16 protein-coding genes, 1 rRNA gene and 1 pseudogene are annotated in these 18,377 nt (G+C 69.8%); 8 read left to right on the top strand and 10 right to left on the bottom strand.

The genetic code is table 11. The annotated features are described in order from the left end of the window. Positions 1 to 82, top strand: a 5S ribosomal RNA gene (rrf, locus tag ACZ7GZ_RS25785); the annotation flags it as partial. A gap of 179 nt (positions 83 to 261) precedes the next feature. Here the strand turns inward: rrf and ACZ7GZ_RS25780 are convergent. From ACZ7GZ_RS25780 to ACZ7GZ_RS25745, 8 genes and pseudogenes are all read right to left on the bottom strand, one after another. Further along, entirely contained in the window at positions 262 to 1,794 is a 1,533-nt protein-coding gene (locus tag ACZ7GZ_RS25780) for a type IV secretory system conjugative DNA transfer family protein (RefSeq protein ID WP_471027694.1), read from the bottom strand. 29 nt (positions 1,795 to 1,823) lie between these two features. Continuing rightward, positions 1,824 to 3,236 (bottom strand): ATP-binding protein, encoded by a 1,413-nt coding sequence (locus ACZ7GZ_RS25775; RefSeq protein ID WP_471027693.1) that lies wholly within the window; start codon positions 3,234 to 3,236, stop codon positions 1,824 to 1,826. 14 nt (positions 3,237 to 3,250) lie between these two features. Further along, entirely contained in the window at positions 3,251 to 4,810 is a 1,560-nt protein-coding gene (locus tag ACZ7GZ_RS25770; protein ID WP_471027692.1) for an SCO6880 family protein, read from the bottom strand. Then, complete coding sequence (locus tag ACZ7GZ_RS25765; RefSeq protein ID WP_471027691.1) at positions 4,807 to 6,132, bottom strand: hypothetical protein; 1,326 nt, start codon at positions 6,130 to 6,132, stop codon at positions 4,807 to 4,809. Before ACZ7GZ_RS25765 ends, ACZ7GZ_RS25770 begins: the two co-directional genes overlap by 4 nt. Then, positions 6,122 to 6,952: a DUF8175 domain-containg protein gene (locus tag ACZ7GZ_RS25760; RefSeq protein ID WP_471027690.1), complete on the bottom strand. Its 831-nt coding sequence runs from the start codon at positions 6,950 to 6,952 to the stop codon at positions 6,122 to 6,124. The genes ACZ7GZ_RS25765 and ACZ7GZ_RS25760 overlap by 11 nt, the downstream gene beginning before the upstream one ends. Before the next feature lie 130 nt (positions 6,953 to 7,082). After that, the gene (locus tag ACZ7GZ_RS25755; RefSeq protein WP_014673544.1) at positions 7,083 to 7,391 is read right to left on the bottom strand and encodes a hypothetical protein; all 309 of its coding nucleotides are present in this window, start codon (positions 7,389 to 7,391) and stop codon (positions 7,083 to 7,085) included. A gap of 364 nt (positions 7,392 to 7,755) precedes the next feature. Next, a pseudogene (locus ACZ7GZ_RS25750) lies at positions 7,756 to 7,902 on the bottom strand (peptidase S8); the annotation flags it as partial. Positions 7,903 to 8,036: 134 nt separating this feature from the next. Further along, positions 8,037 to 8,660, bottom strand: a complete 624-nt coding sequence (locus ACZ7GZ_RS25745) for a TetR/AcrR family transcriptional regulator (protein ID WP_471027688.1) — start codon at positions 8,658 to 8,660, stop codon at positions 8,037 to 8,039. 53 nt (positions 8,661 to 8,713) lie between these two features. On the opposite strand from ACZ7GZ_RS25745, the gene ACZ7GZ_RS25740 reads away from it, so the two are divergent. Then, positions 8,714 to 9,616 carry an oxidoreductase gene (locus ACZ7GZ_RS25740; protein ID WP_471027687.1) on the top strand — a complete coding sequence of 301 codons (903 nt, stop codon included), beginning with the start codon at positions 8,714 to 8,716 and terminating at the stop codon, positions 9,614 to 9,616. Here ACZ7GZ_RS25740 and ACZ7GZ_RS25735 read toward each other — a convergent pair. Then, positions 9,603 to 10,028, bottom strand: a complete 426-nt coding sequence (locus ACZ7GZ_RS25735) for a cupredoxin domain-containing protein (protein WP_471027686.1) — start codon at positions 10,026 to 10,028, stop codon at positions 9,603 to 9,605. The genes ACZ7GZ_RS25740 and ACZ7GZ_RS25735 overlap by 14 nt on opposite strands. A 197-nt stretch (positions 10,029 to 10,225) precedes the next feature. Between ACZ7GZ_RS25735 and ACZ7GZ_RS25730 the strand changes: the two genes are divergently transcribed. From ACZ7GZ_RS25730 to ACZ7GZ_RS25720, 3 genes are all read left to right on the top strand, one after another. Then, entirely contained in the window at positions 10,226 to 10,996 is a 771-nt protein-coding gene (locus ACZ7GZ_RS25730; protein WP_471027685.1) for a trypsin-like serine peptidase, read from the top strand. Positions 10,997 to 11,139: 143 nt separating this feature from the next. Then, the gene (locus ACZ7GZ_RS25725) at positions 11,140 to 12,147 is read left to right on the top strand and encodes a C40 family peptidase (protein ID WP_471027683.1); all 1,008 of its coding nucleotides are present in this window, start codon (positions 11,140 to 11,142) and stop codon (positions 12,145 to 12,147) included. A 238-nt stretch (positions 12,148 to 12,385) separates the two neighbouring features. Continuing rightward, positions 12,386 to 13,090, top strand: a complete 705-nt coding sequence (locus ACZ7GZ_RS25720) for a phosphatase PAP2 family protein (protein WP_471027681.1) — start codon at positions 12,386 to 12,388, stop codon at positions 13,088 to 13,090. A 68-nt stretch (positions 13,091 to 13,158) separates the two neighbouring features. Here the strand turns inward: ACZ7GZ_RS25720 and ACZ7GZ_RS25715 are convergent, their stop codons facing one another. Then, positions 13,159 to 14,715, bottom strand: coding sequence for an FAD-binding oxidoreductase (locus ACZ7GZ_RS25715; RefSeq protein ID WP_471027680.1), 1,557 nt, complete (start codon positions 14,713 to 14,715; stop codon positions 13,159 to 13,161). A 350-nt stretch (positions 14,716 to 15,065) separates the two neighbouring features. On the opposite strand from ACZ7GZ_RS25715, the gene pstS reads away from it, so the two are divergent. From pstS to pstA, 3 genes are all read left to right on the top strand, one after another. Beyond that, a complete protein-coding gene (gene pstS / locus ACZ7GZ_RS25710) occupies positions 15,066 to 16,196 on the top strand; it encodes a phosphate ABC transporter substrate-binding protein PstS (RefSeq protein ID WP_471027679.1) in 1,131 nt (376 codons plus the stop codon). Positions 16,197 to 16,310: 114 nt separating this feature from the next. Next, the gene (gene pstC / locus ACZ7GZ_RS25705) at positions 16,311 to 17,318 is read left to right on the top strand and encodes a phosphate ABC transporter permease subunit PstC (RefSeq protein ID WP_471027678.1); all 1,008 of its coding nucleotides are present in this window, start codon (positions 16,311 to 16,313) and stop codon (positions 17,316 to 17,318) included. Further along, a complete protein-coding gene (gene pstA, locus ACZ7GZ_RS25700) occupies positions 17,315 to 18,376 on the top strand; it encodes a phosphate ABC transporter permease PstA (RefSeq protein ID WP_471027676.1) in 1,062 nt (353 codons plus the stop codon). Before pstC ends, pstA begins: the two co-directional genes overlap by 4 nt. Position 18,377: the final 1 nt, after the last annotated feature.

Below are 18,377 nucleotides of genomic sequence, written 5' to 3'. Positions count from 1 at the left end.
CATTCCGAACCCGGAAGCTAAGCCTCACAGCGCCGATGGTACTGCAGGGGGGACCCTGTGGGAGAGTAGGACACCGCCGAACAAATCTTGAGAAAGGCCCACGCCATCCGGCGTGGGCCTTTCTGCGTTCAGGGCCGTCCTGTTCGTGTCGGACTCGTGCAGGCGGTTCACAGGGCTGTCGGGCCGGCACGGATACGGTCCGACCTGGACGTCCATGGTCGTTGCCGCTCAGAGACCGAGTGCTGCTGGACGAGACATCCTTCAGACCGGCAGCTCCTGGTGCGGCCAGCGGGAGCGGGCCTGTTCGCGGGAGCGGAGCAGGGCGAGGGTCGGCAGCCCCTGGTCGTTGCCGGTCGCGAGCAGGTCCGGGAGCTGGGGGAGCGGCGCCACGGCCGCGATGTCGTCCAGCACCAGGGTGAATGGTGGGTCGAGCCGACCGGAGGATGACCGTTCGGCCATGCGCCGGCCGCGCTCGACCACGCTCGAGACGAGGGCCGTCAGGAGCGGCATGGCGCCGGGGTGCGTCCTGGGGTCCTCGATGGATTCACCTACCACATAAAGCGTGCCCGCTTCGTGGACGAAGGAATCCAAGGCAAGGGCATCAGTTCGGTTTGGGGTGCAAGCCTCGCGGATGTTCACGGTGAACAGGGCGGACAGGGCGCGGCTGGTCAGCTCCTGGGCGATGTCGCGGCGCTCGGGGTGTGCGGTGAGCGCGGCCTCCAGTTCGCCTGCGGCGCCGGTGGCGGCCTTGGTGTGAGTACGGAGGGTGCGTACGGCCTCCTGGACCTGGGTGCCCTGGGACCACCGCTGGACGTGGCGGATGGTGCGGTTCTCCAGGGCGGCGGCGTGGAGGTAGCTGCGCAGGAGGGTCGTGGCCGTGTCGGCCACCGTCTGGTCGATCTTGGCTGTGGGGCGTACGGGGGCGAGGAGCGCCACCGCTCGGTTCAGCGCGGTCTGTTTGTCCTCGCAGCCCGTGGTGGGGGACCAGTGGAGCCGGGCCGGTGTGTCACAGAGGTGTGCGGGGTCGTAGAGGAGGATGGGGCCCAGTTTGGACCGGGAGTCTTTCGTCTCCGACCACAGGACCGGGTTCGAGGTGACGACGAGGGCGGGGCCCGGCGCGTCGTGGATGGCTTGGGCTGCGGTCGCCTGGCGGCTTTCCCTGGGTGCCATGAGGACTCTTTCCCACCGGCCCGCCCGTTCGCCGTCGGCCGGGAGGGTGCCCACTCCCTGGGGATCGGGCTCGCTGCGAGGTGCGGGTACCTCGTGCCGAGGCGCGGGGGTGCCCACCGGCGCTGGTGCCGTTGGGGGCGCGGGCGCGGGCACAGGGGCGGGCATGGGCGCGGGTGCCGGTGCCGGTGCGGTGATCTGGGGCGCCGGTGCCGTAGCAGCGTCCTGTGCCGCCCTCCTCCCGGCCCGTCGTGTGGCTCTTCCCGCCCGCCACCGTGCCACCGTTCCCATCACGAACACGGTGAGCACGACCAGGACCATCAGCTGGCCGATGAGCAGGCCCCAGAACAGTCCCCAGCCGGACAGCTGGGACGCGGGGGTGTCCGGCCAGGCGCCGGTGATGTCGTGGGGGGCGCCGATGAGGTGGCGCATGGCCAGGGGGGTGCGGGCGAAGGTGACGCCGTCGGGCCAGGTGCCCTGGGCGAAGAGGGCGGCCAGCCCCGTGGCCGTCCACACCAGCACGGTCATGCCGAGGAGGAACGCGATGGTGCCGATCAGGAGGCCGTCGGGGATGCCGCCCTGGCCGTCCCGGTGGCCCTCGCGGCGGTCGTCGGCGTCCGGTCTCACCCGTTCCTCCCCTGCCTCTGCCTGAGCCCCTAGGCCACCGTCGATTCGGAGTCGCCCAGGTGCTGTTCCACGAAGGCCGCCGCCCGCTGTTCGGCCTCCAGCTCGGCGGCGCGCAGCGTTTCGTCGGCCGCGAGGTCGCTGGAGGACTCGGTCATCGCGCGGTCGGTGAAGACCAGCGGGCGTTCCGTCTCCGTGACCAGGTGTTTGACCACCTGGACGTTGCCGTTGACGTCCCATACGGCGATGCCGGGCGTCAGTGTCGGGATGATTTCCACCGCCCACCTCGGCAAACCCAGGACCCGGCCGGTGGCCCGTGCCTCGTCCGCCTTCTGGGCGTAGATCGTCCTGGTCGACGCCATCTTCAGGATCGCCGCCGCCTCCTTGGCCGCGGCCCCGTCGACCACGTCGGACAGGTGGTGGACGACCGCGACGAAGGACAGGCCGAGCCGGCGGCCGAACTTCAGCAGGCGCTGGAACAACTGGGCGACGAACGGGCTGTTGATGATGTGCCAGGCCTCCTCGACCAGGAAGATGCGCTTCTTCCGGTCGGGGCGGATCCAGGTGTGCTCCAGCCACACGCCGACGATCGCCATGAGGATCGGCATGGCGATGGAGTTGCGGTCGATGTGGGAGAGGTCGAAGACGATCAGCGGGGCGTCGAGGTCGATGCCGACCGTGGTCGGTCCGTCGAACATGCCGCGCAGGTCACCGTCGACGAGGCGGTCCAGGACCAGGGCGACGTCCAGGCCCCAGGCGCGTACGTCGTCTATGGCGACGTTCATCGCCTCGGCCGACTCCGGCTCGGGGTGCCGTAGCTGCTCGACGATGTCGGAGAGGACCGGCTGGCGGTGCACGATCGTCTCGTTGACGTAGGAGTGGGCGACCTTGAGGGCGAAGCCGGCGCGTTCGTCGAGGCCGTGCCCCATCGCGACCTCGATGATCGTCCGGAGCAGCGCGAGCTGCCCGGTGGTCGTGATCGCCGGGTCCAGGGGGTTGAGCCGGATCCCGTGGTTCAGGGCGGCCGTCGGGTCCAGCCGAATAGGAGTTATCCCCAGCTCCTGCGCGATCAGGTTCCATTCGCCGACGCCGTCCTCGCCCTGGGCGTCCAGGACGACGACCTGGCGGTCCTTGAAGCGCAGCTGGCGCAGGACGTACGTCTTCTCCAGGGCCGACTTGCCGTTGCCGGACTCGCCCAGGACGAGCCAGTGCGGGGCCGGGAGCTGCTGGCCGTACAGCTGGAAGGGGTCGTAGATGTAGCCCTTCCCGGAGTACACCTCGCGGCCGATGATGACCCCGGAGTCGCCGAGGCCGGGCGCGGCCGTGGGCAGGTAGACCGCCTGGGCCTGGCCCGTGGAGGTGCGTACCGGCAGCCGGGTCGTTTCGACCTTCCCGAACAGGAAGGCGGTGAAGGCGTCGGTGAGGACGGACAGCGGATCCCGCATCGGCGAATCAGCCCCTACCTGCGGATGCCGGTGGCGAAGGGAAGTGTGTTCACGAAGGCCCGGTGGTGCTCGCGGTCGCACCACTCCAGCTTCAGGTACGACTTTCCGGCGGAGGCCCTTATGGTCCGCTTGTCGCGGTTGAGGGCTTCCGGGTTGCGGGCGGAGACGGTGATGTAACCGACGAGGTTGACGCCGGCGGCACCGCTGGCGAGGTCTTCGCCTCTCTGGTCGAGCCGGTTGTGGGCGGCGATGTCCCGGGGGTCGACGGTCCGGTTCATCTTGGCGGCGCGGGAGGCCTCGGCCTCGTCGTTGGTCTTCTCGGTCAGCATGCGTTCGATGGCTACCTCGGTGGGCTCCAGATCCATCGTGACGGCGACCGTTCGGATGACGTCCGGGGTGTGGACGAGGAGGGGCGCCAGGAAGTTGACCCCCACCGGGGTCATCGGCCACTCCTTCACCCAGGCGGTGGCGTGGCACCAGGGGGCGCGGGTCGTCGACTCCCGGGTCTTGGCCTGGAGGTAGGTGGGCTCCATGGCGTCGAGCTCGGCCGGCCATGCGTTGCGCTGGGTCATGGCCTGGATGTGGTCGATGGGGTGGTCGGGGTCGTACATGGAGTGGATCAGGGAGGCCAGCCGTCCTTGTCCCAGCGGCTGCCGTACCCGGATGTCGGCCTCCTGGAGCCGCGAGCAGATGTCGGTGAGCTCGCGGGCCATGACGACGGCGAGGCCGGCGTCCCGGTCGACCTTGCCGCCGTGGCTGCGGACGGCGCGGGCCATGGCCTGGGCCTCGGCTGCCAGTTCGCGGCTGTAGTGCATGCAGGCGACGAGGTAGGCGCGGTGCTGCTCGCTGCTCGTGGACACCATGGACTGCAGCTGGTCGTACGACTCCTGGAGCCAGTCCAGGGAGCGGTCGTCGCCGCGCAGGGCGACGTCCTTGGCGTGCGCGTCGGGGTCGGCGGGCAGGGTGCGGGCGAGCATCTGCAGCCGCGTCACGAACCCGTCGCCGTTGGCGACGTGCTTGAGCAGTGTGCCGAACCGGTCGACCAGGGCCTCCTGGTCCTCGGAGTCGCGCAGGCCGACGCCGGGGCCCTCGATCTCGATGGCGGCGGTGACCGTCTTGCGGTCGGCGTGCAGCAGTACGGCGATCTCGTCCGGCCCGAAGGGCGCGGCGAGCCAGGTGATGCGGCCGATGCCGGGGGGAGGGCCGACTTCGACTTCGCGTCCGTCGAGGCGGGTGCCGGCTTCCATGGAGGCCGAGCGGTAGACCGCCTGGCCGCCCTTGACGGTGCGTTTGTAGCTGCGGTTGATCTCGAACCACTTGTAGAAGGTGCGGCGCTTGTAGGGCACGTAGACCGCGGCGAGTGCGAGCAGCGGGAAGCCCGTCAGCAGCAGGATCCGCAGGGACAGGACCGGGACGAGGAGGCCGCACATCATGCCGAGGAACGCGCCCGCGATGATCAGCGCGATCTCACCGGACTCGCGGTTCCGGCCGATGATCGCGTTCGGCCGGGCGCGGCCGATCAGATATGTACGGCGAGGCGTGACCGGATGGGACAGGTGGGACTCGGTCGTCAACGCCCTTCACCTCCCGTGCGGTTGTTGCGGGTGTTGCCTGCGTGCGGGGTGTTGACCGGGCTGGGCGCGCGGGGCGCGGGCGTGGCGGAGGGGACGGCTCCGCCGCCACCGGTGGGGGTACGGCTGCTGTGGGCGGCGACTCCGCCGGTGGCGGGGTTGGCGGGGCGGGGGCTGCTGGAGCCGCCCGGTGCCGCCTGGTTGTTGCCGGCGCGGGTGCTGTGGGTCTTGATGCCCTGGGCGACGAGGGTGGCGGGGGAGCTGATGACGGCGGCGGCCTTGCTCTCGGCGCCCTGCATGATGCGGTTGTTGCGGCCGTTCGCGATCTCGTCGCCGAAGCCGGGGACGAAGCGGTAGATCATCGCGCTGGCGAAGATGGCGAGCAGGATGATGGCGAGGCCGGAGACGACGGCGGAGAAGGCGTCGGGGCCGTTGCCGCTGGACAGGGCCCCGGCGAGCCCGAGCACGATCACGATGACGGGCTTGACGAGGATCACGGCGATCATGATGCCCGCCCAGCGGCGCACGTGCCCCCACAGGTTCTTGTCGACGAGTCCGGCGTAGACGACGGTGCCGAGGAGGGCGCCGACGTAGAGGAGCGCGGCCCTGATGACGAGCTCCAGCCACAGGACGCCGGCGGCGAGGATGCTCACGAGGGAGACGACGATCAGCATGATCGGTCCGCCGCCGATGTTGGTGCCCTTGCCGAGGGCGCCGGAGAAGGTGCCGAAGAACGTGTCGGCCTGGTCGCCGGTGGCCTTGGCGAGGACGTCCGTCACGCCGTCCGTGGCCGATACGACGGTGTAGAGGATCAGCGGGGTGAAGGCGGAGGCGAGCACCGTGAGCCAGAGGAAGCCGATGGCTTCGGAGATGGCGGTGGTGAGCGGCACGCCGCGCACGGCGCGCTTGGCTACGGCGAGCAGCCACAGCAGGAGGGTCAGGATCGTGGACGCGGCGAACACGATGGCGTACTGCTGCAGAAACTTGGGGTTGGTGAAGTCGACGTTGGCGGTTTCCTTCACGGCCTTGCTGAGCTTCCCGATGGTCCAGGAGGCAGCATCGGCACAGCCTTTGGCCAGGGAGGAGAGGGGGTCGAGGGTGTCGGTGAGGGGGTTATCGATGGCGGGACCAGAGCCCTTGGAACTGCCACCCGATTCACAGTATTTCCTTGCGGGTGGCGCGAGCAGGCTGCAGTTTGCACTCTTGCTGGGAGCGGGCGTGGGTGATGGCGCCGCCATCGCTCGCGTGGCCTGGAGCACAACAGCCACCTGCACCGTTCCCACCAGGCCGGCAAGCTTGAAGATGCGCTGCGGACTACCGGGCATAGGTGAACCCTCCGAACTCCTTGACCGCCTTACCGATCTCATCAGCGCCGGAGACGGGGTTGTCGCCAGTGATCGGCGTGGGGCCGGTCTTCTGGCTGGCCTCCAGAATCTTCCAGTCACTGCTGTTCCACTTCAGCTTGAATGTGACAGTGGACCAGCCGCTGGTCACAGGATTGTTCGAGCTCTCACCGGCCAGGCCGAAGAGCGTGTTGCACCAGACGTCGACAATCGCCACTTCGCCGCTGTAGGAAGTGACCTTCGTACCGGCCGGCAGGGTGCGGTTCACGAAGGTGTCGCCCTTGGGGGCGTTCCCGTCCGGGGTGAGCCCCACGTTCTTGAGGAAGTCAGCCGAATAGTTGGCGTCGAAGCTGGCCTGAAGGCGATTCAAAGCGCTGGGATCGGTGACGGCCTGGATGATTGCGTGGCGGCTGCCCGTGTCAACCATGCTGTCGGACCACAAGACCACTGCATAATTCGCCGCCGCACTCTGCGCCCCCTGCTCCGTACGGGCGAAGCCTGAGGGGATGGTGCCGGGGGTGGTTTGGACGGGGCGGGTGCCCGAGGGGGCTGTGGGGGAGGTTCTGGGTGGGGCGGTCTTTGGTGTCGAGTCGTCGGCGGACGAGCTGTCGCCTCTGTTGGCGAAAGCGATCGCTGCGATCAGGAGGACCACCACGCCGACCACCGTGACCAGGCTTCGGGAGGAGGAGCGGTGGGGGCCTCGGCGGGGGGCGCCGCCGTAGGGGTCGGTGTCAGGGAGGCGGGTGCGGGTGTGGCCCGTGTCGCCGTAGTCGGTGTAGGCCTGTTCGTCTCCGGGGTTCATGCCGCGTTCGCCCTCTCCACCTCGTAGAGATACGACGGTAGCCGTGCTGGTTCCCGCGCGGGCGGGGTGTGGTGACTCGACATCAGGGACATCAGGGAGACGCAACCTCAGCCGGGGGAGGAAGGCGGGGTCAGACCGCCATGCCGTACACGATCGTGAACAGGGTGCCGAGGGAACCGATGATGAAGACCCCGGTCAGGCCGGCGATGATGAGGCCCTTGCCCTGTTCGGCGCTGAAGGTGTCGCGCAGGGCCGTGGCGCCGATCCGCTGCTTGGCCGCGCCCCAGACCGCGATGCCGAGGCAGAGCAGGATGGCCACGGCCATGACCACCTCGATCATCACCTTGGCCTCGTTGCCCAGGCTGCCGAAGGGGCCCCAGTCCGGAGCGATCCCGCCGATGATGGTGTTGATGTCTCCCTTGTCGGCCGCAAAGAGCATGTAAGTCACCGCCCCTGGTGGGTAGTTCCGCTTGGCCCCCTGCGGTGTGCAGAGGTCAGGCCTCATTGTCGCCGACAACGTCGCCAACGTATGTCGACTTGACGTCATTGGCTGGCGGGTTTCGTACGAATAGCCCGTACGGTCACTCTGTGTATCACGGCAGGTCACGCCGGGCAACGAGGTGCGTCCGGAACCTGGCGTGTGGTTGCGTCGTTGTCCTTCTTCACGGCCTGGTCCGGCTTCTGACGGCCGGTCGGGTGAGGCGTCGAGACGATGTTCTCACGGGAGGGGGAGGGAAAGCGGACAAGGAGATCCCACGTCCCCCTCACCTGGCGGCTCCCCGTGACCCGACGGGGTGGTCGGCTCAGTTGGCGGCGAAGGCGTCCGTGCCCTGCGGGGTGCCCCGGCCGGTCGGGCCGTCGTAGCCGGACCGGGCGGTGCAGAAGTACGGCGTGGAACAGGTGCCGTTGGTGACGTCGTTGAGGACGGAGGTGCCGGCCGCGTTGTACGGACCTGGCGCCCAGCTTGACGGCCTCGTTCACCGCGGCGGTGTGCCGGCGCTGTGCTGGGCGCCGCTTGGCCCGGGGCACAGGGGCCGCACAGCGAGGGGGCTGGTGCTGGTGCGGGGGCGGCCGGGGGGACGGGTCAGCGGGGTGTGAGGCCGTGCAGGAGCAGGTGGACGTGTGCGTCCAGGCCGCTCATCGTCTCCTCGGCGTCGAGCGCGCAGCTGGCGATGAGGGCGGCGAGGCCGTGCAGGCTCGCGGCGGCGACCAGGGTGATCCGCTCGGGATCGCCCTCGACTATCTCGCCGCGCCCCTGGGCGTCCGCGATCATCCGGGTGAAGGAGCCGAGGGACTCGTCGACGGCCGCGGCGAGCTGTGCGGAGCTGTCGGGGTCGTGCTTGCGGGCGAACATCAGCTCGAGCAGCTCCGGATTGTCGACGGCGAAGCCGAGGTAGGCCCGCGCGAGGGCCGTCATCCGCTGCTCGAAGGTCTGCTCCGGCCGGTCGGTCGCGGCGTTCAGCGCCTGGTTCAGGCGCTCGTATCCGTCCAGTGCGAGGGCGTCGAGCAGGGCCTGCTTGTCCTTGAAGTGCCGGCCGGGGGCGGCGTGGCTCACGCCGGTGTCACGGGCCAGCTCGCGCAGCGAGAGCGCGCCGACCCCCTTCTCGCGCAGGGTGCGGTCCGCGCTCTTGAGCAGGGCGGCGCGCAGGTCCCCGTGGTGATAGGGGCGGTTCGTCGGTGACGGGGACATGCGCGGCATGCGGACCATCGTAACCTGATGTTGTCATTGACATCATTGTTGTCGGCGCCTACTTTGGGGGCGTGGCTGATACCTGGAACCCGACCCATCTCCCCGACCTGACCGGCCGTACGGCCGTGATCACCGGCGCCAACAGCGGCCTGGGCCTCGCGACCGCGGAGGCGCTGGCCCGCGCCGGCGCGCATGTGGTCTTCGCCGTACGGGATCTCGCGCGGGGCGGCGCCGCCGCGGCGAAGGCGGGCGGCAGTACCGAGGTGCGCCGCCTGGACCTGGCCGACCTGGACTCGGTGCGGGAGTTCGCGGACGCCTGGGACCGCCCGCTGGACCTGCTGATCAACAACGCCGGCGTGATGATGCTGCCGGAGCAGCGCACCGAGCAGGGCTTCGAGATGCAGTTCGGCACGAACCACCTCGGGCACTTCGCGCTGACCAACCTGCTGCTGCCGCACCTCACCGACCGGGTGGTGACGGTCTCCTCCGGCGCCCACCGCCTGGGCGACGGTGTGATCCACTTCGCCGACGTCAACCTGCGCGGCCGCTACACCCCGGTCCGCGCCTACGCCCAGTCCAAGCTGGCCAACCTCCTGTTCACGCTGGAGCTCCAGCGCCGCCTCACCGAGGCCGGATCCCCCGTCCGCGCCCTCGCCGCCCACCCTGGCTACGCGGCCACCAACCTGCAGAGCCACACCGAGAACCGGCTGGCCAGGGCCGTCATGGCCGTCGGCAACAGGGTGTTCGCGCAGACCGACAAGGCGGGCGCCCTGCCCACCCTCTACGCCGCGAGCCAGGACCTCCCCGGAGCGTCGTACGTCGGCCCCGCCGGCCTCGGCGAGATGCGCGGCGCCCCCACCCTCGTCGGCCGCAGCACGGCGGCCAGCGACCCCCGGGCGGCCCGCCGGCTGTGGACACTGTCGGAGGAGCTGACCGGGGTGTCGTGGGGGCTGAAGCCGGTCAGCCGACCGTGATGTGCTTGTCCATGCCGAGCTGCTTGTGGCTGTCGATCGGGCAGTACAGGTCGTAGGTGCCCTTCTTGAGGGTCACCGTCAGCGTGGCCTGCTGACCGCTGTCGACGTTCTTGGTCTTGGCGTCCTCCACGCCGGGGCCGTCGATGGACAGGGCGTGTGTGATCTTGCCGTGGTTGTCGGAGACGAAGGTGTAGGTGCCCGGTGTGAAGGACGACCGGGACAGTTTCAGCGCGTACTCGGTCTCGGTGACCGTCACCCGGTTCCCCGAGCCGGCCTTCGCCGAGCCGCTCACGTTCGCGTGACCGCCGCTTCCTCCGCCTGAGCAGGCGGCCAGGACGAGGGCGGCGGTGAAGGCGACCGCCGTCGTGCCGAGTGCCGTACGGGTACGGGTCATGGGGGTCGAGGTTGCCATCCGACTCATCACCTTCTGGTCACCACCTTCTGGGTGAAGGGCTGTCCTTCCGGACAAAGAGCGCCTATAGGGAGTACGTCCCGGTATGCGCAAGAGTTCATCGCTGAGCCGGGGGCGGCGGCCGTAGGACGTTTCACAGGAAAATCTCAGCGAAGCCGGAGCGCGATTCTCACCTTCCTGGGACAGAGTGGGGGCTGATGAAGTGCTCCTCACGCATCTCGGTCACCTCGCGTCCCGCGTTGCTCGGTGCTGTGGTGATGCTCGCCGTCACCTCGGCATCCGTGGCGGCCGCCGACGACGGGCCGGGGCCCTTCGGGGTCACCGTCGATGCCGTCGCGAACCGGCAGACGCCGCGGGTCGGCGCGCTGTTCGGCGCGGACCGGGCCGGCCATCTGGCCGGCGGGCACTTCTGCACGGCCTCGGTCGTGCACAGCCCGCGGCGCGACCTCATCGCCACGGCCGCACACTGCGTCAGCGACACCGACGGCGACCTGGTGTTCGTGCCGGGCTACCGGGACGGGAAGGCGCCGTACGGGGTGTGGACGGTGAGCAGGCGGTACCTGCCCGACAGCTGGGCCAGGGGCCGGGACGAGGACGGCGACCTGGCCTTCGCCGCCGTCACCGAACTGGACGGCAAGCGCGTCGAGGACGTGGTGGGCGGCAACCGGTTCGCGCCCGGCACGGCCACCGGCGCCACCGCCGTGACGCTCATCGGCTACCCCGACACCCGCGAGGAACCCATCAGCTGCACCAACAAGCCGACCCGGCACAGCACGGGCCAGCAGCGCATCAACTGCCCCGCCTTCACCAGCGGCACCAGCGGCAGTCCCTGGATCAACGGCGACGGCCAGGTCGTCGGCATCCTCGGCGGACACGAGGACGGCGGCTCCACCGACGACGTGTCGTACAGCGTGGTGCTGCGCGGCGAGGCGGCCGAGCTGTACAGGGACGCGGCCGGCGACTCCTGAGCCGGTGCCCCGCACTCCCGCCGGGTGATGGCGCGTCAGAGACCTGTCCGCACCTTCGTGCGGTGCGGCGGTCCGGGGTTCTCGTGCCGGGACGGGTCCGCTCTTAGACTGCTGCCGGTGGACTTGCCGGTGGCGAGGGGCGGTTGACGGTGCGTAAGGCGTGGGTCGTCGGTGGTGCCCTCGTGGGGGGCGGGCTGAGCTTCGTCGTGCTGCTCGTCGTCGGGGTGTACGTCGTCGCCGGAAACCTCCTCAACTCGGCCACCTCGGGCAGCCGGGGGCTCGCGAAGGGGGCCGTACCGGCCGCCTACACGTCGCTCGTGCAGCAGTGGGGCAACCTGTGCCCGGCGCTCACTCCGGCGCTGCTGGCCGCCCAGCTGTACCAGGAGAGTGGCTGGAACCCGAACGTCGTCAGCCCCGCCGACGCGCGCGGCATCGCCCAGTTCATCCCCGGCACGTGGGCCACGCACGGCATCGACGGCAACGGGGACGGCAAGCGGGACGTCTGGGATCCCAACGACGCGATCCCGTCGGCCGCTTCGTACGACTGCGAACTCGCCAAGGACGTGAAGGACGTGCCGGGCAACGTCTCCGACAACATGCTCGCCGCCTACAACGCCGGTGCCTACCGCGTCATAAGGGCCGGCGGGGTCCCGTCCATCAGCGAGACGCGGAACTACGTCAAGCGGATCCGCAGCCTGGAGCAGAGCTTCGCCGCGCCCGTCAGCCGGCTCGACCCCACCCGGCAGGCCGCCGGTGCCATCGCCTTCGCGCAGAGCAAGCTGGGGACGCCCTACCTGTGGGGCGGCGAGGGATCGGCCGCGCAGGGCGGGCGGTTCGACTGCTCGGGGCTCACCCAGGCGGCGTACGCGAAGGTCGGGATCACCCTGCCGCGCGTCGCCAACGACCAGTACAACGCCGGCCCGCACCCTTCGCGGGATCAGCTCCTGCCGGGTGACCTGGTGTTCTTCTCCACCGACCGCAGCGACTCGCGGGCCATCCATCACGTGGGCATCTACGTGGGCGGCGGGTACATGATCGACGCGCCGCGCACCGGGGCCGTCATCCGGTTCGATCCCGTCGACACGGGCGACTACTTCGGCGCCACCCGGGTCACCGCGGATGGCGCAAAAGCGCTCCCCACACCGGTTTGAGACGGTGTGCACGGTGCGTGAACCACCAGCCTGAGCTGCGGTGATGAGTCTCTCTTCGATAACGTCTGCGTGATCTTTCAGTGGAGAGTGGAACGTATTGATGGTGGCCGTGCGTTCCTGTTGACGTAGCCGAGCGGACGTCAGTACGGCAGTGCAGCGGAAGCGGATCTACGAACCACGGGGGTAGGAGCGGCGCACACGAGGTGCGTCCGGTAGCCGACGAAGGGGCCGCAGCACCATGGCTGTACTCGCCGAATCCGGATCGAACCCCGACGTCGACCTGCTCTACGACATCAATGGCCTGGCCAAGGACGCCCCGCACTGGTTCGACCGGGTCATGGAGTTCGTCGGCGAGTACGGCCTGCTGCTGGCCATGGTCCTGCTGGTGCTGTGGTGCTGGTGGTCCGTGCGGCGCCGGGGCGGCGAGGATGCCGCCTCCTCTGTCGCCGCGCTGGTGTGGGCGCCGCTCGCGGCCGGCGTCGCGGTGCTGGTGAACGTGCCCATCCGGGGGTTCGTGGAGAGACCCCGCCCCTTCGTGCAACACCAGGGGCTGGACGTCCTCGTCTCCGGCAAGACCGACTTCTCCTTCGTCAGCGACCACGCGACGATCACCATGGCGCTGGGCGTGGGGCTGTTCGTCGCCAACCGGCGGTTCGGCATCGCCGGGATCGGGCTGGCGCTGCTGGAGGGCTTCTGCCGGGTGTACATGGGGGTGCACTACCCGACGGACGTCGTCGGCGGTTTCGCGCTCGGTACGGCGGTCGCGCTGCTGCTGTCGCCGCCGGCCATGGCGCTGCTCACCCCCTTGATGCGGGCGGTGGAGCGGTCGCCGAGGGCGGGGTGGATCGTACGGCGCCGGCCGGTGGGCGGGGCGCGTGAGGGTGCGGTGCTTCCCAGCGCCCGTAAGCCGGTCGGGTCAGAGGAACGCGACCTGGCGGCCTAGCCGGTGCTGCGGCTGGGCGGGGTGGGTTCGCTTGGGTCCGCGCCGGCGGCGCCCCGCGGGCCCCGTCCTCACAGCCCCTGCGCGTACGAGAAGAACCGCTGCGGGTCGTACTGCTGCTTCACCTTCCCCAGCCGCGCCACCGCGTCCCCGTAGTACGCCTTCTTCCAGTCCCTCAGCGTCGCGTCCGTGTAGTTCTGGTACGCCGCGCCGGAGGCGTAAGGAGACATCGCCTGGTGGGCCGAGGCCAGCCATGACTGGGCCGAACCGCCGGAGGCCCCCGCTCCCCAGGACGCGATGTACTGCGCCAGCATCCGGGAGCGGCGGTGGACGAACGCCGTCGCCGTGGGCGAGACGCGGTTGACCGCGCCGCCGAGGGCCGTGAACGCGATGCTGCCCGCGCCGCCCCGCACCGAGCCGATCTGCCGCAGCACCGTCTGGATGCCCGCCGCGGACAGGGAGCGGTCGAAGAAGTCGGAGCGGGCCGCGTACGTCTCACGGCCGAGCTTGCCCTGCGGGGAGCGGCCCGGGGTGGAGCCGGGCAGGTGGCACTGGGCGTCGGTGGAGAAGGAGGAGCAGCCGGCGTAGATCTCCATCGCCTCCTCGTAGCCCCGGCGGCGCAGGGTGACGGAGGCGGCGTTCGCGCCGGCCGCGTGGGCCAGGCGGTCCACGGCGTTCTGCAGTTCGCCGTAGGTGCCGAGGGAGAAGCAGGCCACGGAGATGGTCGGGGTGCGGCCCGGCGAGGCCGCCAGGTGCACGGAGGACCAGATCTCGTCGGGCTGGCTCGGGCCCCACTCCTGCCAGGCCCTCAGCACCGCGGCCGCCTTCGCCCAGGGCCACGTCATGTACGCGGTGACCGCCTGCGGCGCCGGGTGGGTCTTGAACTGCAGCTCGGTGACGACGCCGAAGTTGCCGTTGCCCGCGCCGCGCAGCGCCCAGAAGAGGTCGGAGTGGTTCCTCGCGTCGGCCGTCACCTGGGTGCCGTCGGCCGTGATCAGTGTCGCCTGGGTGAGGCTGTCGCAGGTCAGGCCGTAGGCGCGGGAGGCGACGCCGTGGCCGCCGCCGAGGACCAGGCCGGAGACGCCGACGGTGGGGCAGGAGCCCGCGGGTATGGTCACGCCCTTGGCGGCCAGCGCCCGGTAGACGTCGATCAGCTTGGAGCCGGCGCCGACCACCGCCGTCCCGCCGCTGACCCGTATGCGGTTCAGCCGGGACACGTCCAGGACGAGGCGGTTGTCGCCGGAGGAGTAGCCCGCGTAGGAGTGGCCGCCGTTGCGTATCGACACCCGTAGGTTGTGCGCGTGGGCGTACGCCAGCGTCGTACGGATGTCGTCGGTGTGCGCCGCGTACGCCACCGCGGCCGGTTTCAGACCGTCGAAGCGGGTGTTGTACAGCTGGTGGGCGGTCTTCCACGTGGCGTCGCCGGGGCGGATCAGGGGGCCGTCCAGGTCACGGGCGAGCGCCGCCCAGGTCGCGGCGGCGTTCGCGCTGGTGGTCTTGAGGGACGTGAGGGACGATGAGCCCGTGGTCGCCGACGCGGTGGACCTGCCCGAGCCCGAGCCGCAGCCGGTCAGTGCGGTCGCGGCCAGCGCGGCCGTGCCGCCCGCGATGAACGTACGGCGTTCCATGTGCATCGTCTTCTGTCGCCTCTCCGCGGGCCCCCTTGGCCCTTCCTGGGGTGAGACGACCCCGTGCGCACATTGGTTCGTAACAGTTCGCGCACAGGGAAACGAACGTCGAAGACGTGTGCGTGTAACCCGGCCGTCGGAACCTCCACGTGCTCTCCCCGTAAGCATTCCGTGACCTCACCGGGCCGATGGCAGGGGTTCACCCCCCGTTCACTTCCGGCCATCGGCGGCTTCACCTGTTCTGCCTAATTTCGGCCGTGCACGGTGCGGAGCGCGCTCGCTCATGGGCTCGGCACCTCACCACCTCGCACGCCGCCGACAGCGGCGGCTCCTGGAAGGAACTCCCGAAAGTGAAGCTTCAGCGCAAGAACCGGCTGCGCGCCCTTTCGCTCGGTGCGATCGCCGTGACCGGCGCCCTGGCCCTGACGGCGTGCGGCTCCGACGACAACGGTGGCGGCGGCAAGGGCTCGGGCAATCCGTCCGGCTCCGCCAACGCCTCCTCGGTCAAGTGCGACGGTGCCAAGGGCCAGCTGCTGGCAGACGGCTCGTCCGCGCAGAAGAACGCGATCGACGCATGGGTCAAGGCGTTCTCGCAGGCCTGTGGCGTGCAGATCAACTACAAGGGCGGCGGCTCCGGCGCCGGCGTCACCTCCTTCAACCAGGGCCAGCTCGCGTTCGCCGGTTCGGACTCCGCGCTGAAGCCGGAAGACGTCACCGCCTCCAAGAAGGTCTGCTCCGGCGGCCAGGGCATCGACCTGCCGATGGTCGGCGGCCCGATCGCCCTCGGCTACAACGTCCCGGGTGTCGACAACCTGGTCCTGGACGCCCCGACGATCGCCAAGATCTTCGACAGCAAGATCAAGAACTGGAACGACCCGGCGATCAAGAAGCTGAACCCGTCGGCGAAGCTGCCCGACCTGAAGATCCAGGCCTTCCACCGTTCCGAGGACTCCGGTACGACGGACAACTTCACCAAGTACCTGATCGCCACCACCCCGGACAACTGGAAGTACTCCGGCGGCAAGGCCTGGCAGGCCCAGGGCGGCCAGGCGGCCTCCGGCTCCGCCGGTGTGGCCCAGGGCGTCAAGCAGAACGCCGGCGCGATCGGCTACTTCGAGCTGTCCTACGCCAAGGACATGACCACCGTCGCCATCGCCACCGGCGCCAAGACCCCGGTCAAGCCGTCCGTGGAGAGCGCCACCGCCGACATCGCGGCCGCCAAGGTCGTCGGTACCGGCAAGGACCTGTCGCTGAAGCTGGACTACGCCACCAAGGCCGAGAACGCCTACCCGATGACCCTGGTGACGTACGAGATCGTCTGCGACAAGGGCAACAAGTCCGACACCCTGCCCGCCACCAAGGCCTTCCTGCGCTACATCGCCAGCGAGGACGGCCAGAAGGCGCTGTCGAGCAACGACTACGCCCCGATCCCCGACGAGATCATCGCCAAGGTCCGCACCACCATCGAGGGCCTGAGCTGACCTGATCCGAGAGTGCGGCCCGTGCCCGACAGGGCCCGGGCCGCACCGTCCGGTGCACCGCCGCCATGAGTCGCCGCCCGTGAGGGCGCCCGGCTCCGCAGACCGGAGATCCCGATGGACATATCGACCAAGACAACCGACGCACCTCCCCCCACGCCCCAGCCCACAGCGACCGAGCAGAAGCGAGGCGCCCACGGCGCGGCCCGCCCCGGCGACCGCATCTTCCTCGGCCTGTCCCGCGGCTCCGGCGTCCTGCTGCTGGTGATCATGGCCGCGATCGCGGTCTTCCTCACCTACCGTGCCTCCCTCGCGATCAGCAAGGACCACGGGAACTTCCTGACCACCTTCGAGTGGAACACCAACCTCACCCCGCCGAGCTTCGGCATCGCGGTGCTGGCCTACGGCACGGTCGTCTCCTCGATCATCGCCATGGTCATCGCGGTCCCCGTCGCCGTCGCGATCGCGCTGTTCCTCACCCACTACGCCCCGCGCCGGCTGAGGGGTCCCATCGCCTATGTGATCGACCTGCTCGCCGCCGTGCCGTCCATCGTCTACGGCCTCTGGGGCGCCCTGATCCTCGTCCCGCACATGACGGGCCTGTACGGCTGGCTGAACGACTACCTCGGCTGGACCGGCCTCTTCTCCTGGGACGACGGCGCGCCCCGTGCCATGCTCACCGTCGGCATCCTGCTGGCGATCATGATCCTGCCGATCATCACCAACGTCAGCCGTGAGGTGTTCCGGCAGGTCCCGCGGATGCACGAGGAGGCCGCGCTGGCCCTCGGCGCCACCCGCTGGGAGGTCGTCCGCATGGCCGTCCTGCCCTTCGGCCGCTCCGGTGTGATCTCCGCGTCCATGCTCGGTCTCGGCCGCGCCCTCGGCGAGACGATGGCCGTCGCCACCGTGCTCTCCCCGGACTACGTCATCCACCTCAGCCTGCTGAACCCGGGCGGCGGCACCTTCGCCCAGAACATCGCCAGCAAGTTCGGTGAGGCCACCGAGCAGGGCCGCGACGCGCTGATCGCCTCCGGTCTCGTCCTGTTCGTCATCACCCTGCTGGTCAACGGCGCGGCCCGCGCGATCATCGCCCGCCGCAAGGAGTACTCGGGGGCCAACGCATGACCACCGCAGCCGTCACCGACAAGCGCCCCAGCACGCTGCGCGGCGCCAGCCTCCCGACGTGGTCCCCGTGGGCCATCGCCGCCGGCTCGATCGTCCTGGCCGTGGCCATCGGCCTGGTCGGCGGCCTGCACAGCAAGGTCCAGTGGGGTCTGATCGCCGCGTTCCTCTTCCTCCTCGGCACCTACGGCATCGCCTCCAGGGTGGAGGGCCGCCGGCAGGCCAAGGACCGGATCGCCACCTCCTTCGTCTGGGTCGCCTTCCTGCTCGCCGTCGTCCCGCTGGTCTCCCTGATCTGGGTGACCGTCTCGCGCGGTGTGAAGGTCCTCGACGTCTACTTCCTCACCCACTCCATGGGCGTCGTCGCCGACTCCGAGCCCGGTGGCGGTATCTACCACGCCATCATCGGCAGCCTGGAGCAGGTCGGCCTCGCCACCGTCATCGGTGCGCCGATCGGCATCCTCACCGCGATCTACCTGGTGGAGTACGGGCGGGGCAAGCTCGCCAAGGCCGTCACGTTCTTCGTGGACGTCATGACGGGTATCCCGTCGATCGTCGCCGGCCTGTTCATCCTGTCGCTGATGCTCATCTTCGAGATGCAGCCGTTCGGCTTCGCCGGTTCGCTGGCCCTGGCCATCCTGATGATGCCGGTCGTCGTCCGCTCCACCGAGGAGATGCTCAAGCTCGTCCCGAACGAGCTGCGCGAGGCCTCGCTGGCGCTCGGTGTGCCGAAGTGGCGGACCATCCTGAAGGTGGTCCTGCCGACCTCCATCGGCGGTATCACCACCGGCGTCATGCTGGCCATCGCCCGTATCGCGGGCGAGACCGCCCCGGTACTGCTGCTGGTGTTCGGCAACCCGTTCATCAACAACAACCCGTTCGAGGGTGCGCAGGCGTCGCTGCCGCTGTACATCTACCAGCAGTACGCGCAGAGCGCGGGCGCCAACGCGGCCTACGACCGCGCGTGGGCGGCGTCCCTCACGCTGATCGCCTTCGTGATGATCCTCAACCTGGTGGCCCGCGGCATCGCCCGCTGGAAGGCCCCGAAGACCGGTCGCTGAC

This window comes from Streptomyces sp. NPDC037288 (assembly GCF_055603265.1).
This window is presented reverse-complemented; position numbering and strand designations above follow the sequence as displayed.